The organism is Rheinheimera fenheensis (assembly GCF_039871805.1).
GTDB classification, from domain to species: domain Bacteria; phylum Pseudomonadota; class Gammaproteobacteria; order Enterobacterales; family Alteromonadaceae; genus Alishewanella; species Alishewanella fenheensis.
In genome coordinates this window covers 46,092-60,222 of the sequence record NZ_JBDPJM010000010.1, presented here as the reverse complement: position 1 = coordinate 60,222, position 14,131 = coordinate 46,092, and the positions used below count along the sequence as shown (strand labels likewise).

11 protein-coding genes and 1 tRNA gene are annotated in these 14,131 nt (G+C 51.3%); 4 read left to right on the top strand and 8 right to left on the bottom strand.

What is annotated here, in order from left to right; genetic code table 11:
• Window positions 1–18 precede the first annotated feature (18 nt).
• From ABGI61_RS13565 to ABGI61_RS13555, 3 genes are all read right to left on the bottom strand, one after another.
• Window positions 19–1,302 carry a metal-dependent hydrolase family protein gene (locus tag ABGI61_RS13565; RefSeq protein ID WP_347601955.1) on the bottom strand — a complete coding sequence of 428 codons (1,284 nt, stop codon included), beginning with the start codon at window positions 1,300–1,302 and terminating at the stop codon, window positions 19–21.
• A gap of 102 nt (window positions 1,303–1,404) precedes the next feature.
• Window positions 1,405–1,944 carry a DUF1285 domain-containing protein gene (locus tag ABGI61_RS13560; RefSeq protein ID WP_347601953.1) on the bottom strand — a complete coding sequence of 180 codons (540 nt, stop codon included), beginning with the start codon at window positions 1,942–1,944 and terminating at the stop codon, window positions 1,405–1,407.
• 56 nt (window positions 1,945–2,000) lie between these two features.
• Window positions 2,001–2,076: transfer RNA gene (locus ABGI61_RS13555), tRNA-His, on the bottom strand.
• Window positions 2,077–2,238: 162 nt separating this feature from the next.
• Between ABGI61_RS13555 and ABGI61_RS13550 the strand changes: the two genes are divergently transcribed.
• From ABGI61_RS13550 to ABGI61_RS13540, 3 genes are all read left to right on the top strand, one after another.
• On the top strand, window positions 2,239–3,063 hold the full coding sequence (locus ABGI61_RS13550) for a mechanosensitive ion channel domain-containing protein (RefSeq protein WP_347601951.1): 825 nt from the start codon (window positions 2,239–2,241) through the stop codon (window positions 3,061–3,063).
• Window positions 3,064–3,065: 2 nt separating this feature from the next.
• The gene (locus ABGI61_RS13545; RefSeq protein WP_347601949.1) at window positions 3,066–3,812 is read left to right on the top strand and encodes a DUF481 domain-containing protein; all 747 of its coding nucleotides are present in this window, start codon (window positions 3,066–3,068) and stop codon (window positions 3,810–3,812) included.
• A gap of 135 nt (window positions 3,813–3,947) precedes the next feature.
• Complete coding sequence (locus tag ABGI61_RS13540; protein ID WP_347601947.1) at window positions 3,948–6,260, top strand: putative bifunctional diguanylate cyclase/phosphodiesterase; 2,313 nt, start codon at window positions 3,948–3,950, stop codon at window positions 6,258–6,260.
• Here the strand turns inward: ABGI61_RS13540 and sbcC are convergent.
• The 4 genes from sbcC to ABGI61_RS13520 all read right to left on the bottom strand — a co-directional run bounded on the left by sbcC (window position 6,257) and on the right by ABGI61_RS13520 (window position 11,703).
• A complete protein-coding gene (gene sbcC, locus ABGI61_RS13535; protein ID WP_347601945.1) occupies window positions 6,257–9,247 on the bottom strand; it encodes an exonuclease subunit SbcC in 2,991 nt (996 codons plus the stop codon). The genes ABGI61_RS13540 and sbcC overlap by 4 nt on opposite strands.
• A complete protein-coding gene (gene sbcD, locus ABGI61_RS13530) occupies window positions 9,244–10,461 on the bottom strand; it encodes an exonuclease subunit SbcD (RefSeq protein WP_347601943.1) in 1,218 nt (405 codons plus the stop codon). Before sbcD ends, sbcC begins: the two co-directional genes overlap by 4 nt.
• A gap of 108 nt (window positions 10,462–10,569) precedes the next feature.
• Window positions 10,570–11,109 (bottom strand): BON domain-containing protein, encoded by a 540-nt coding sequence (locus ABGI61_RS13525; protein ID WP_347601941.1) that lies wholly within the window; start codon window positions 11,107–11,109, stop codon window positions 10,570–10,572.
• Between the two features lie 102 nt (window positions 11,110–11,211).
• Window positions 11,212–11,703 (bottom strand): hypothetical protein, encoded by a 492-nt coding sequence (locus tag ABGI61_RS13520; protein ID WP_347601939.1) that lies wholly within the window; start codon window positions 11,701–11,703, stop codon window positions 11,212–11,214.
• Window positions 11,704–11,900: 197 nt separating this feature from the next.
• On the opposite strand from ABGI61_RS13520, the gene ABGI61_RS13515 reads away from it, so the two are divergent.
• Window positions 11,901–13,241 (top strand): sigma-54 interaction domain-containing protein, encoded by a 1,341-nt coding sequence (locus ABGI61_RS13515; protein ID WP_347601937.1) that lies wholly within the window; start codon window positions 11,901–11,903, stop codon window positions 13,239–13,241.
• Between the two features lie 35 nt (window positions 13,242–13,276).
• Here the strand turns inward: ABGI61_RS13515 and hslO are convergent, their stop codons facing one another.
• Window positions 13,277–14,125 (bottom strand): Hsp33 family molecular chaperone HslO, encoded by an 849-nt coding sequence (hslO, locus tag ABGI61_RS13510; RefSeq protein ID WP_347601935.1) that lies wholly within the window; start codon window positions 14,123–14,125, stop codon window positions 13,277–13,279.
• Window positions 14,126–14,131: the final 6 nt, after the last annotated feature.

Genomic DNA, 14,131 nt, shown 5'->3' with positions numbered 1-14,131 from the left:
TCGAAACAACTTCAGTGGCTATTGCTTGTAGATCTGGCCGCCTTTCATCACAAAGCGTACTTGGCCCATGGCATTGATGTCCTGCAGAGGGTTGCCCTCTACGGCAATAATGTCGGCCAGCTTACCGGCTTTGATACTGCCCAGCTCGTCTTCTACCCCCAGTAAACGGGCGCCTTCAATAGTGGCACTTTGTATTGCTGCCATAGCCGGCATACCGGCTTCCGTCATATAGACAAACTCCCGCCAGTTATTGCCGTGTTCAAATACACCGGCATCGGTACCAAAGGCAATTTTTACCCCGGCTTTATAAGCTTCGGCAAAGGTTTGCTGAATTTTGCCGCCAATAGTGGCGGCTTTGGGCCTGACCAGTTCGGGAAAGAAACCGGCAATACGAGATTTTTCTTCTGCCCATTTACCGGCACTAATGGTCGGCACAAAGTAAGTGCCTTGCTTACGCATCATCGCCATGGTGGCTTTGTCCATGTAGGTGCCATGCTCAATCGAGTTCACGCCGGCTTTTATCGCCCGCTCCATGCCTTCTTTGCCATGGGCATGCACGGCCACCTTCATGCCGTAGTCTTTAGCAGTACTGACAATCGCTGCCAGCTCGTCGTCAGTAAACTGTGGGTTGCTACCACTTTTCGCTACACTGAGCACGCCGCCTGTGGCGGTGATTTTAATCAGATCTGAGCCTTCTTTATAACGTTGCCGTACCGCTTTACGCGCCTCATCGGCACCGTTAATCACGCCCTCTTTCGGGCCGGGATCGGCCATCAGCGCTGCCGCAACGCCATTGGTAGGGTCGGCATGGCCGCCAGTGGTGGCAATAGATTTACCGGCAGCGTAGATACGCGGCCCGTTAACATAGCCTTTGGCAATGGCTTTTTTCAGTGCTGTGCTGATCTGGTGGTTATCGCCCAGCTCACGCACTGTGGTAAAGCCGGCCTGCAGCGTTTTCTCGGCAAAGGCTGCACCACGCAGGGCATAGTCCGCCTCATTCATAGTAAAGCCCTCACTGTATACCGTTGGGCTGAACTGGGTGTAAAAGTGGGTGTGCATATCCATCAGCCCGGGCATTACGGTGTGCTGGCGTAAATCAATCACGGTGTCGTTTTCGCCCGCCGGGGTAAAACCAGCTTGCAGGGCAACAATCTTGTCCTGCTCAATAACAATGGTTTGCTGCGACAACATCTTGTTGTCTTCTGCAGTAATCAGGTTACCTGCGTAAATCAGCGTAGCAGCCTGGCTAGATAGCGAAACCAGCAGACCGCCTATTAACACAGCAAGCGACGTTTTATTCATAGTTGTAGTGCCTTTTGTGGTGAAGGGTAATGATGCAGTGTTAGCCGCTACTTAGGCAGAGGCAACTGGCTTGAGACCAACAACCGGTTTTCACCGACCAGTTTAGATTATGGCAAAGGTAAACGGATAACCGGCACTTTTTAGCTGATAATGCTGCTTGCCGTTACAAAACACCGGCTTTGCCTGCTCCGCTAGCTGGTAATACACCGTGCGGCTAAGCTTTGCGCTAAGGCCGCGCCAGAGTTGTAAATAAGGCAGCAGCTGTTGTTGCGGCGACGCTTTAAGCAAAAGCGGATACTGTGGGCTAACCAGCACAGTCTGCTCAATATTGGTCGTTAGCTGCAGCGCCGGGCCCCGAGTTGTTGCTTGCCAATGGTAGTCAGTTACCAAAAACGCGGCATCGGCCACCTTAATACGCACCTTTTCCGTCGGTGTTTGCAAAAAGTAGTCTTCACCTTGTTTTAGTAATACAGAAGCAAACAGTTTTACCAGTGCTGGGCGGCTAATTATACTGCCCTGATAATGCCAGTTTGCATCGCTATCAATAACAATGGGCAAGTCACCACAAAACGGCGGATTCCAGCGTTCTACCGGGGCCAGATTAGGTTGTTGTAACTGTTGTTGCAGTCGGGATAGGTCCATCGTGCACTGGCAGGTGTTGTTAGAGATGGTTAAAGCTTAGCAGCTGAGGAAAAAATTGGGGTGACTGATGGGGCTCGAACCCACGACAACCGGAATCACAATCCGGGGCTCTACCAACTGAGCTACAGTCACCATAGTGGACGTGCATTTTACCGAAAAATCTGCCGCCAACCAAGCCTTTTTCTACTACGCTAGCCAGGTTAATGTGTTGTAGCCGTTTTCATACCAGCGCGGTGGTGTCTGTGTTATGCTAGACGCCGTTTTTCTGCTCAGCAACTACCTAAGGGGAATTTAATGGAACAAATTGAACAGTTGTTTCAGCAAAACCATGATGTGTTACTCGGCTATTTGTTACAGTTTATCGCCGCTATCGTTATCTTTTATCTTGGCCGCATGGTGGCCGGCGCGGTAAAACGCTTTCTGGAAAAGGCGCTGCTAAGCCGCTCTGTCGATAAGGCGGTGGTGTCTTTTGTGGCCGGTATAGTGTACGCGATTACCATGATCGCCACTGTGCTGATGGCGCTGTCACAAATGGGCGTACAAACCACCTCGTTTATTGCCATTCTGGGTGCTGCCGGTTTAGCGGTAGGCTTGGCCTTACAGGGTTCTTTGGCAAACTTCGCCTCGGGCATTCTTATTATTCTGTTTCGGCCATTTAAGTCGGGCGATTTTATCGACGCCGGTGGCATTAGTGGTACTGTCGACAAAATCGAAATTTTCCAGACCATTATGAAAACACCGGATAACAAGAAAGTGATCGTACCCAATGCACAGATCACCGGTGGCGCCATTACCAACTTCTCAGCAGAGGCCACACGCCGAGTCGACTTGGTGATTGGCATCAGTTATGACTCAGACCTGCGCAAAGCAAAGCAGATCCTGCAGGACATTTTGGCGCAAGATAGCAGGGTATTAAAAGAACCGGCAGCTGTTGTCACTGTGGCTGCCCTGGCTGATTCATCAGTTAACTTTAACGTACGGCCCTGGGTTAACTCTGCCGATTATTGGGGCGTGTACTGGGATACGCTGGAAAAAGTGAAGCTAACCTTTGATGAGCAGGGTATTGCGATACCGTTTCCACAAATGGATGTTCATATTAAAAAAGAAATGCAGGAGTAAGCATGAAATATGGTGTAATTCTGGCCGCTGTCGCTACTGCCAGTATGCAGGTTCAGGCCAATGAGCCGGCCGGTGCAGATAAAGTGTGGACCACTTCCGCTGAGCTGGGTGCTATTACCACCTCAGGCAATACTGTAGGTACCTCTATTACCGGTAAAATTGATGCCAAACAAGAGCTGGAGCAGTGGAGTAACCAGTACATTCTGAGCGCGTTTTTCAAAGAAGATGAAAAACTTGATGAGAATAATAACAAGGTGACTGAGAAGTCGGCTGAGCGTTATTTAGTGTCAGCCAAAGCAGCCTACAAGCTGACGGAAGAGTTTGATAAGTTGTTTGTGTTTGGCTCATACACCGATGATAAATTCGGCGCCTATCTGAAATACACCACCCTGGCAGTCGGTTATGGTACCCGTATTTATAACGCTGAAGATAAGTCACTGGATGTCGAGATCGGTCCGGGTTATTTTACCGGCGAGCGCTCTACCGGTGAGACCGAAAACGGCCTCATCGTTCGTGGTGCGGCTGCCTTTAACTGGGCTATTAGTGAGTCGGCCAGTTTTGCCCAAACCTTAAGCGTGGAATACGGCGATGACAACACCCGTACCATTGCAGAAAGTGCATTGTTGGCAAAAATTAATGGCTCTTTGCAGATGAAAGCCGCGTTTTTAGTTCAAAACGACTCTGATGTGCCACCATTGAAAAAGAGTACTGATACACAAACGTCGCTGACGTTGGTTTATTCTTTCTAAGCAAGCCCATTAAAAAAACGCCCGCTTTATCACGGGCGTTTTTTATTAAGCGGTTAATTTTCCATCAGTTAGCGCACGTTGTTCTGGTTTTGCGCTATGCTTGCTTTATCTTTGTGTTCTGGCTTTTTTTCTATTTTGAGCAAAAAAACATTAGATACAGCACAGCGCTGGCGGCATAAAGCCTGGTTTGGTGCTCTTTGCTATCTCGCTTTGGGTGTACTTTGGATCACCCTCAGCGACGCTGTGCTGGCATGGTTTATCAGTGATGCACAAACATTAAGCCAGTACCAAAGTTATAAAGGCTACTTTTATGTCTCATTAACCGCCTTACTGGCCTGGTTATTATTAAGTCAGCGCCAACGCTATTCACGATCACTGGCCGAAACTGAAGATATCTTCTCCGCTACTTTTGAGCTTGCTGCTGTCGGCATCGCACACGTTAGCCTGGATGGCCAGTTTATTCGGGCCAATGCGTTATTATGTGCTTTGCTTGGATACAGCGAGACACAGCTAAAACGCCTTACCTTTCAAAAGATCACGCACCCTGACGATTTGCAAAAAGATGAAAGTGCACTGGCAGAGCTGCTGGCAAATAAGATCCAGCAATACAGCCTTGAGAAGCGCTATATCCGCGCTGATGGTGCCATCATTTGGGCACAGTTGTCAGTGGCAATGGTACGCAACAAAAGCAAGCCGTACTTTATTTCGATAGTAAAGGATATTACCCAACAGCGGCATACACTATTGCAACTGGAGCAAAGTGAACTGCGTTTTCGCACTTTGCTGGATAATGCGCCGCAGTTAGCCATTCAAGGCTATTGGCGGGATGGTACGACGTTCTATTGGAATAAAGCCTGCGAGCAGATTTATGGATATAGCAAGGAAGAGGCGCTTGGCAGTAACTTGCTGGATCTGATTATTCCCAGCTACATGCGCAATGCTGTTACCCATGCTATGCAGCAAATGGCTGATAGTGGGGACGCTATCGCTTCTGAGGAGCTGGCATTACGCCGCAAAGATGGTTCTTTAGTGCCGGTATATTCTGGCCATGCAGTGGTCAAGTTGCCTGATATGGAGCCGCAGATATATTGCATTGATCTCGATTTGACAGAGCACAAAAAGCAGGCGGCCGAACTGGCATTTTTGGCTGATTTTGATGTCGTAACGCAATTGCCGAACCGGCAATATTTTTACCAGAGAGTAGAGCAAGCGATCAGTCAGGCTTCTCAGTTAAATGGCCACTGTGCCATTCTGCTGATGGATCTGGATAATTTTAAAAACATCAACGACAGCTATGGCCATGCAGCCGGCGACCAACTCCTGATGCAAATTAGCCAGCGACTACATAAATGCTGTGCCCCGATACATACCCTGGCGCGCTTGGGTGGCGATGAGTTTGGCGTACTAGTGCAACAGTGGTCATATTCTGAGCAATTGGTCACCCTAGCCGACAACTTGTTGCAACAGCTGGAGATACCGTGCAAGTTGCTTGATCAGAGCGAGGTAATTATTACCGCCTCTATTGGTATCAGCTTGTATCCGGAGCATGCACAAAATTGTGATGAATTAATTCGTGCCGCCGATGCGGCCATGTACAAGGTAAAACAAGGCGGACGTAATCATGTGGCATTTTATTCTGATGAGCTAACCGTACAAGCACGGCAACGCGTGCAGTTGGAGCGCCATTTGCGCTTGGCACTCAAGGCTAATAAATTAACCTGTCACTATCAGCCACAAATTGATATCAACTCAGGGCGTATTATTGGAGCAGAAGTGTTACTGCGTTGGTTTGATGATGAGTTAGGTTTTATATCGCCTGATGTCTTTATTCCGCTAGCCGAGAGTTGTGGGCTTATTCACACCTTAGGCATAGCGGTGCTGCAATCGAGCTGCAAGCAATATGTTGCCTGGCAGCAGGCCGGTTTGCCACCGTTTAGGCTGGCGGTGAATGTATCGGCACAGCAGTTTGGAAAAGCGTCTTTCTTTGCTGAAATGCAGCAGATAATGACCGCGACAGCTATGCCCGCTGATCAGATGGAACTGGAAGTAACCGAAAGCACGCTGATGCTAGGCGAGGCTAATATTAATCAGCTGATGCAGCAGATAAAACAGCTTGGTATGCGTTTAGCAATTGATGATTTTGGTACCGGCTACTCGTCATTGTCTTATTTGAAACGCCTGCCGCTGGACATTTTAAAAATTGACCGTAGCTTTATTGAGCATTTACCTGATAACAACGAAGATAAGCAAATTGTCAGGGCTATTATTGCCCTGGCGCATAACCTTAACTTCAAAGTGTTGGCCGAAGGTGTAGAAACCGCAGAGCAGCTGGCGTTTTTACGCCAGCAAGGCTGTGATTACTATCAGGGCTATTATTTCAGTAAGCCTATATCTGCTGCCGACTTTGCTACTTTACTCCAAAAGCATCAGCAGGCTGACAACGCTTAGCTGCTGATGCTGATTTTGCTATAGCCCAGGCCTTGTTGCTTCGCCACCTTAATTTGTACCGGGATGCGCTGCTTTAACGCTTCAACATGGCTGATAATACCAATCATCTTGCCGCGGGCGTTCAGGTTATCCAGCGCCGCCAAGGCGCTGTCAAGCGTATCGGCATCCAGGGTGCCGAAGCCTTCATCTAAAAACAGCGAGTCGATGCGGGTGTTATGGCTGACCAAATCAGACAGCGCCAGTGCCAGTGCCAGACTAACCAGAAAGCTTTCTCCCCCGGACAAGGTTTTGGTATCCCGTGCGGCGTCGGCTTGCCAGGTATCCAGTACTACCAGCTCCAGCTCAGCCTCGGGGTGTCGCGCCAGTTGATAACGGCTATGCAGCACCGCCAGCTGCCGGTTGGCCAGCACAATTAGCTGCGCCAGTGTCAGGCCTTGGGCAAAGCGGCGGTAGCGGGCACCGTCTGCCGAGCCAATTAAGCTGTTTAGTCGCTGCCAATATTCATATTGCTGTCGCTGGCTGGTCAATGCTTGTAGCAATTGTTGCTGTGTCTCGCGCTGGCGCGCATCGCTGGTCAGTTGCTGCTGAAGCTGGCCGCTGTGTTCAGTTAGCTGCTGTAGTTGCTGCTCATCCGCGACTAAAGTTTTTTGGAGCTCTTCGGCACTGAGTGCTGTGATATGTTGCGCGACCAGTTGCTGCTGGCGCTGTTGCCAGTCTTGTAACAAATGACGGGCGGCGGCCTCCTGCTGCCGCAGCTGCTGTTGCAGTTGGCTCAGCTGTTGATGTTCGTCGTCTGACAGCAGGGCAGCCAAAAAGGCCGTTTCATCAGCAAAGTCGCTGCCGGCCAGCGCCTGCTGCCAGTGTTGCTGTGTTTCTGTTGCGCTAAGCTGCTGCTGTTTCAGCTGATGCTGCAGCGCCTGTTGCTGGCCAAGGTTTTGCTGCAGTTGTTGTTGTACTTGCTGTAATTTGGGCTCGAGTTGCGATAGTGGCTCGGCAGTAACCCGATCCTGCCTGGCGGGTGCTTCGCTGCTAGCCTGTTGCTGATAACGTTGTTGCCAGCTGGCCAACTGGCTTACCAGCACTGTGTGTTGCTCTGTTAAGCGCTCGGCCTGTTGCTGCGCCAGTTGTTGCTGGTGATCGATGTCCGTAAGCTGGTTGGTCAGCGTCAGTAGTTGCTCTTTTAACTGCTGCTGCCGGGCTTGTTGCTGCTCCCACTGCGCCAGGTTGCTCTCTGTCTGCTGCAGCTGCTGCGCGGTTTTGCTAAGCGCGTCAGTCAGTTCCGTTTGTGATGTATGGGCACAGTCCTGCAGCAGGGTTTTTAACTCAGCCAGCTCTGTTTGCAATTGTTGCTGTTGCTGACCATTTTGCGCCAGTAGCGCCTGTAACGAGGCCTCATTTTTATTGAGCTGCTCGCCTTGTAACTGCAACTGCTGCAGCTGTTGTTCCAGTTCGTTAAGCTGGGCCGCGGTACTGTTACTGTCTAACTGCTGATACTCGCTGATTGCCGGGTGTTCTGTAGCGCCACAGAGCGGGCAGGGCGCGCCTTCCTGCAGCTGGGCCCGGTGCTCGGATAACTGCATAATTAATTGCTGCTGTGCTAACAGCTGCTTCTTATCTTTCAGCCGTTCCTGCAGTTGTTTGTATTGCAGGCGCAGCGCCACAAGTTCGGTGGTTACCTGAGTGAGTTGTTGCTGATATCCGGCCTGTTGCTGCTGGCTCGCTGTCAGTTGCTGCTGTAACTTTTGTTGCCGGGCGAGCTGCTGCTGTTGCTGCTGCAGGATAAATTGTTGTTCGCGCAGTTGCTGCTGGCTGAGCCTGAGTTGGCCGGGGTCAACAGTGGCTAAGTTGGTACTAACTGCCTGTAATGCCTGTTCCAGCTGGGTTTTGTCGTGCTGCAGCTGCTGTTGCTGTCGTTGCTGCTGTTGCTGTGATGTCTGCAGAGTTTGGGCTTGCGCCTGTAATTGTTGCTGCTGCTGGGTTAGCCAGGCGATGCCCTGAGCCAGCAGGTGCAGTTGTTGCTGCATAAGCGTGTGCTGTTGCTGTTGCAGCTGCTGCTCAAGCTGTTGCTGGTCGCTCAGTTGTTGCCCCGCTTGTTGCATGGCTTGATACAGCGGCGCAAGTTTGCTGGCCGGTTGATGCTGCTCAAGCCTGCTAAGCTGTGCCTGCTGGGCCTGGCTCTGTGCCAACGCGGTCTCTAACGCTGCAGCGGCTTTATGTAACTCGTCGCCAGCGCTATCCAGTTGCTGGCGCCACTGCAGCGCCTGACGCTGCTGGCTTAACCGTTGCTGGTATTGCTGCTGTTGTAGCTTTAACGCAGCCAGCTCGTCATTAAGCTGCTGTTGCTGCTCGCTGCTTAGCAGCTCCACTGCGCCGGCTCTGGTCTGTAACAGCTCCAGCTGGTTTTTATAGTCGCGACAATCACTGAATACCTGCTGTGAAATGCGGCCATAAATGTCGGTACCGGTCAGCTCCTCCAGCAATTCGGCGCGCTCGTTGGCATCGGCATTTAAAAAAGCTGCAAAGCCGCCCTGTGCTAATAACATTGATTTAGTAAAGCGGCCAAAGTCTAGCCCGGTGATCTCACTTACCAGCTTGAGTTTATCGCTGGTTTTATCGGTTAAAATGCTGCCGTCCAGCCGTGCCAACTCGGTTTTGGCTGGCTGCAGGTTGCCGTCGCTCTGGCCGCGCGCGCGGCGCTGGCTCCAAAAAGCACGATAACCCTGGCCTGCCACTTCAAATTCCACTTCAGCCAGACACTCACTGCAATGTCGTGTCATCAGTTCATTGCTGGTGGGTGAGGTTTTCAGCCGGGGTGTTTGGTGGTACAACGCCAGGCAAATTGCATCGAGAATCGTGGTTTTGCCAGCACCCGTCGGGCCGGTAATGGCAAACAGATTGCTTTGCGTAAAGGGTGGCTGGCGAAAATCAATCTGCCACTCGCCACGCAGCGAGTTCAGGTTTTGCAGCCGTACTGACAATATTTTCACGTGCTCTGCTCCACACTGGCTTGTACCTGCAGGTAAAGTACTGTCAGCTGCTGGCTTTGCTCGTCCGTTAGGCTTTCGCCGCTAAGCCTGGCTTGCCACACTTGCTGTGGCGTAAGTTCTGCCAAACTCTGTTGTGTCTCCGTGCTAAGCAGGTTGGCAGTGTTACTGCGCTGACGGCGCAGCCGCAAAAGCTCAACCGGCCAGTCGTGTAATAGCGGCTCAACCCGTTGCTGCAAATCAGCAAGATAAGCGTCGGTTTCGGTGATCACCAGCTCCAGCCAGAGTGTTTGGCCTTCAGTCAGGCTGGCGCAGGCTTGCTGCAGGTGCGTGGGCAGTTGCGCCAGATCACAACGGATGCTGCACAAGGGCTGAAAGCAGGGGATAGGCAGGCTAGTAACGCTTTTACCTGCAGAGCTGAAATCAAGCAGCCAGGCTTGCTTTTGCTGCTTGGCTTCATCAAAACTGAGTGGCAATGGTGAGCCGCTGTAACGGATGTCGGTATCGGCGTTAAGCTGCTGGCTTTGATGAATATGGCCCAGTGCAATGTAGTCTGCCTTGGGAAAGGCGGCGGCAGAAAAAGCTTCCAGGCTGCCGATATATACATCGCGCACAGATTCTGATTGGCTGACCCCCAGCGTGGTTAAATGGCCCGTCATCACAATAGGGAGCTGCAGCTGATGTTGTTGGTTGTACTGCTGTGCTAAGTCAAATAACTGTTGATAATGCAGTGCAATAGCTTGCTGCAGATCGCGCTGCTTGTCGCTGCCGCTCTGGCCGGCCTGGCTTTGCAGCAGATCGCGGGCGCGTAAAAACGGGATAGCACACAAAAGTGCCGCCGGCTGTTTCGCTTTGTTGTGCAGCACCAGCAATTGCTCACTCAGATCGCCACTGATATCGGCGATGACAGTGGTATTTAAACACTGCAGCAGGTTTTTGCTTTCATTTAGCACGGCCGGGGCATCATGATTACCTGCTAACACTACCAGCTGACAGCCACTGCGTTGCAAGTCGACGATAAACTGGTTGTAGAGCTCCCGGGCGTAGCTGGGCGGTGTGGCGGTGTCAAAAATGTCGCCGGCCACGATGATAGCATCCAGCGCCTGCTGCCGGGCCTGCTGAACCAGCCAGCGTAAAAAGGCCTGATGTTCGCTGGCGCGGCTGCGGCCAATAAAATGCTGGCCCAAATGCCAGTCTGAAGTGTGCAATATACGCATTAAAAGTGTACCGCTAACGCTGTTGGCGCCAGCATACCGGATCTGCAGCGGCACAGCAAAAGGCCGCAGCTGGCATACACCGGCTGCAGCCTTGGCTTAGCGCGGACTTTACTGCGCCACTTGCAGTTTATCAATCACCCGGCTGACGTCATTGGTGTTTTTGGCGATGGCGACAGCCAAGTCTTTTTCAGCATCCGACTCCACTTCGCCGCTCAGGGTGACCACACCCTGTTTGGCATCTACATCGATGCTGGTACCACTGACTTCTGACTCGAACAATAAGCGGGTTTTTACCACGGTAGCAATTTTGGCGTCTTTGAGCGCACTGCCGTTTTGTTGCTGCTCTGTGTTCGCCTGCGCCACTACTGTTAATTGATTATCGACACCGGTAACGCCGTCCAGGCTGGCCACCAGCTCTTCCGCCAGTGCTTTATCAACTTCTGAGTCTACCTTACCGGTTAGGGTGACGGCACCGTTTTTCACATCGGTATTAATATCAAACGAGTTTAAATTACCGTTTAACAGCAATGTTGTTTCGGCTTTGCCATCTATCCACGCATCTTTAGCGCCATCTTGCCAATCATTGGCCAATACTGCTGTACTGCTAAGGGCCAGGGTCATCATCATAGCTAAAGTTGTACGTTTCATGTTGTCGCTCCTTCTGTAGTGAGACGTTATGACAAATGCCAATATGATGCCAATTTCTAAGCGCTTGAAAGTGTTATGTTTAAATTCTTGATTCAGCCAATGTTAATTTTTTGTTTGTACTTTTTGCCGGCTCGCCGGTAAAACTTGCAACAGTGGCAGAAGTGCATCGCAAGCAAGTTGCAATGCAGCAGTAAAATGCGCCAGGCTAGCTTTTAACCGATGACTGCTGCAGCGGGTAAGCTGTTTTAACGCCGACAGGTGTTGTGGTAGCAGTGTGGCCAGCTCTGCCAGCAGTGATGGGCTACACTCTTGTTGGTGTAACTTACTATGCTGTTGCAGATACCAATATTGCACAGCAGACAGTTGTGGGCTCAGTTGGCAGAGGGCTGCGGTGTCAGAGTGTTCAGGCAGATGGCGGCTGGCATTGGCATGCAAACGCGCTAAAGTGGCAAACTGGTAACGTAAGTTACTTGTGCTAACCTGGCTGGCAGCCAGTTGAAAAAAGCGACCGGCACTGGCGCACAGGCTGGCTACTGCTCTGAGTATACGTATATCGTCTGGGTGGGCGGCACGGCTTACATCACCGGGTGTCATTATCGTTTACTCCTGCAGGGTGCTAATGGTTAAAGTTCATATTCAATTCATGTACCAAAGCATAAATTTATGATTTACTTTACTATTTTTAATTCCGGCCATCAGTGCTAATCAAGGGCAGGTAAGTTTTACCCGGTGGCATTGTTAAATTTACAGTGCTGACAAAGCGTTAAGTGCCAATAACAGAGAGCCGACTAATGAATAAACCGCGTTTGTTTATGCATATGCAGGACACGGAGCTGGCGCGCCAGTTAATGCAGTCTGCGGTAGTGCGGCAGTTTATGGTGGTGGCCAGCAGTGACACTGCGCTCTGGCCTGAGCAGCTATTGCAGCAAAAAGTGGACGCTGTGTTGTTGCAAGCCGATCGCTTCCAAAGCTCAGCGTTAAGCCAGCTGATAGACAGCGGCATTTTAGCGGAGCTGGATTTTATTATTATCAGTGATGGTAAACCCGACCCGGCGTTAGATCAGCTGATGCGCTGTGGTGCCGGCTATCATTTTCGCCAGCCGCTGGATCTGGGGTGTTTGCTTGATACCTTGCAGGACTTTTATCAGCAATTACCTCAAGGCCGGCAGCGGGTAAGCAGTAACAGCAGCCAGCTCGACCAGTTTGGCTTGTTGGTGGGGTCGTCGCGGGCGATGTTAAATCTGTACCGTACACTGCGCAAAGTTGCTGTTACCCAGGCCAATGTGCTGATTATGGGCGAGAGCGGCGCCGGCAAAGAGCTGGTGGCCAATACGCTGCATCTGGCCAGTTATCGCGCCGAACACCCCTTTGTTGCGATAAACTGTGGCGCGCTAAGTCCGGAGCTGGTCGACAGTGAGTTATTTGGCCATGTCAAAGGCGCCTTTACCGGCGCCTTGCGTGACCATCAGGGGGTATTTGCCCAGGCGGATGGCGGCACCCTGTTTTTGGATGAAGTGACCGAAATGCCTTTGGAACAGCAAGTAAAACTGCTGCGGGTACTGGAAAGCGGCGAATACCGGCCGGTTGGCAGTGATAAAACCTGCCAGACTAATGTGCGCGTGGTGGCCGCCACTAACCGGGATCCGCAGCAGGCCATTTCCGACGGTATTTTGCGCGAAGATCTGTATTTTCGTCTGGCGCAGTTTCCGGTGCAGGTGCCACCGCTGCGGCAGCGCGGTGAGGATATTACTGGTCTGGCCCAGCACTTTCTGGCTTACCGCAACAGCCAGGAACAACAGCAAAAGCGTTTATCAGTTGAAGCACTTGATCGCATCGCCTCACACCCATGGCCGGGTAATGTGCGTGAGCTAAAACATGCGATTGAGCGGGCTTACATCCTGGCCGACAGCCAGATTTTGCCGGAACATTTATTGCTGGAACAACCCGTGGCTGACAGCGCGATGGCGCCGGCTGAGGTGCCGGCAGGTGTGCCACTGGAGCAACTGGAGAAGGCGGCTATCTTGTCTACCCTGGCGGAGAACAATGGCAACAAAACCGATACCGCATTACAGCTGGGGATCAGCGTAAAAACGCTGTATAACAAACTAGAAAAATACCAGCAGCCTGACTGACAGCGGCGCCACTGCCGCCGCCGTTTCGCTGCTGCTTACAGTTGCTGTAGCAAGGCGTTTAGGTCATCAACGTTAAACACATAACTTTTATTACAGTATTCACAGCTAATACTCAGTTCGCCCTGAGCGATATGCTCACTGATCACATCCCGGCCCAAACTGACAATGGCAGCACTGCATTTTTCCCGTGAACAACCACAGACAAAACTGACCGGTTGCGCTGGAAACAACTCGACCTGCTCCTGATGAAATAGCCGGTATAACAGTTGCTCGGCCGGCAGGTTGAACATTTCATCCTGCGTTAGGGTGTCGCTTAACATGACTAAATCGGCAAAGTCAGCTTTGGCTTTGTCCTGCTCTACCGGCAATACTTGCAACATAAAGCCAGCAGAGCGGCATTTATGTTGTTGAATATCGGTATACAAATATAAACGTGTTGGGAGCTGCTCTGATTGCGCAAAGTAGGCCTCAAGTGTGCTGGCCAGACTGTCGCCGCTCAGCGGAATAATGCCCTGATAGCGCTCGCCCAGCTTGGGCGTAATGGTTACCAGCAAATAGCCTTCGCCAATCAGCTCGCGGAAACTGTCTCCGCGTATTTCAGCCTGCATCCGCACCACACCTCGAAACTGCTGCTGATCGGTACCATTTACCGCGGCAAAACGCACCGGGCCATCGCCCTGAATTTGTACGGCTATGTCACCGTCGAGCTTTAATGTGGCGGTAAGCAAGCTGGTGGCGGCAACTAACTCAGCCAGTAGCTGTTTAATTGGCAGCGGATAATCATGATGCAGTAACATCTGATCCAGACTGTCGGCCAATTGCACCATCTCGCCACGCACATTGCGCTGTTGGAATAAAAAACGATATAAGCTGTCTGAAGTCATGCTGTT

Coding starts and splice junctions, on each gene's coding strand:
- ABGI61_RS13545 (WP_347601949.1), top strand. CDS start 3,066: ATGAAATATGGTGTAATTCTGGCCGCTGTCGCTACTGCCAGTATGCAG.
- ABGI61_RS13560 (WP_347601953.1), bottom strand. CDS start 1,944: ATGGACCTATCCCGACTGCAACAACAGTTACAACAACCTAATCTGGCC.
- ABGI61_RS13525 (WP_347601941.1), bottom strand. CDS start 11,109: ATGAAACGTACAACTTTAGCTATGATGATGACCCTGGCCCTTAGCAGT.
- ABGI61_RS13520 (WP_347601939.1), bottom strand. CDS start 11,703: ATGACACCCGGTGATGTAAGCCGTGCCGCCCACCCAGACGATATACGT.
- ABGI61_RS13550 (WP_347601951.1), top strand. CDS start 2,239: ATGGAACAAATTGAACAGTTGTTTCAGCAAAACCATGATGTGTTACTC.
- sbcD (WP_347601943.1), bottom strand. CDS start 10,461: ATGCGTATATTGCACACTTCAGACTGGCATTTGGGCCAGCATTTTATT.
- ABGI61_RS13515 (WP_347601937.1), top strand. CDS start 11,901: ATGAATAAACCGCGTTTGTTTATGCATATGCAGGACACGGAGCTGGCG.
- hslO (WP_347601935.1), bottom strand. CDS start 14,125: ATGACTTCAGACAGCTTATATCGTTTTTTATTCCAACAGCGCAATGTG.
- ABGI61_RS13565 (WP_347601955.1), bottom strand. CDS start 1,302: ATGAATAAAACGTCGCTTGCTGTGTTAATAGGCGGTCTGCTGGTTTCG.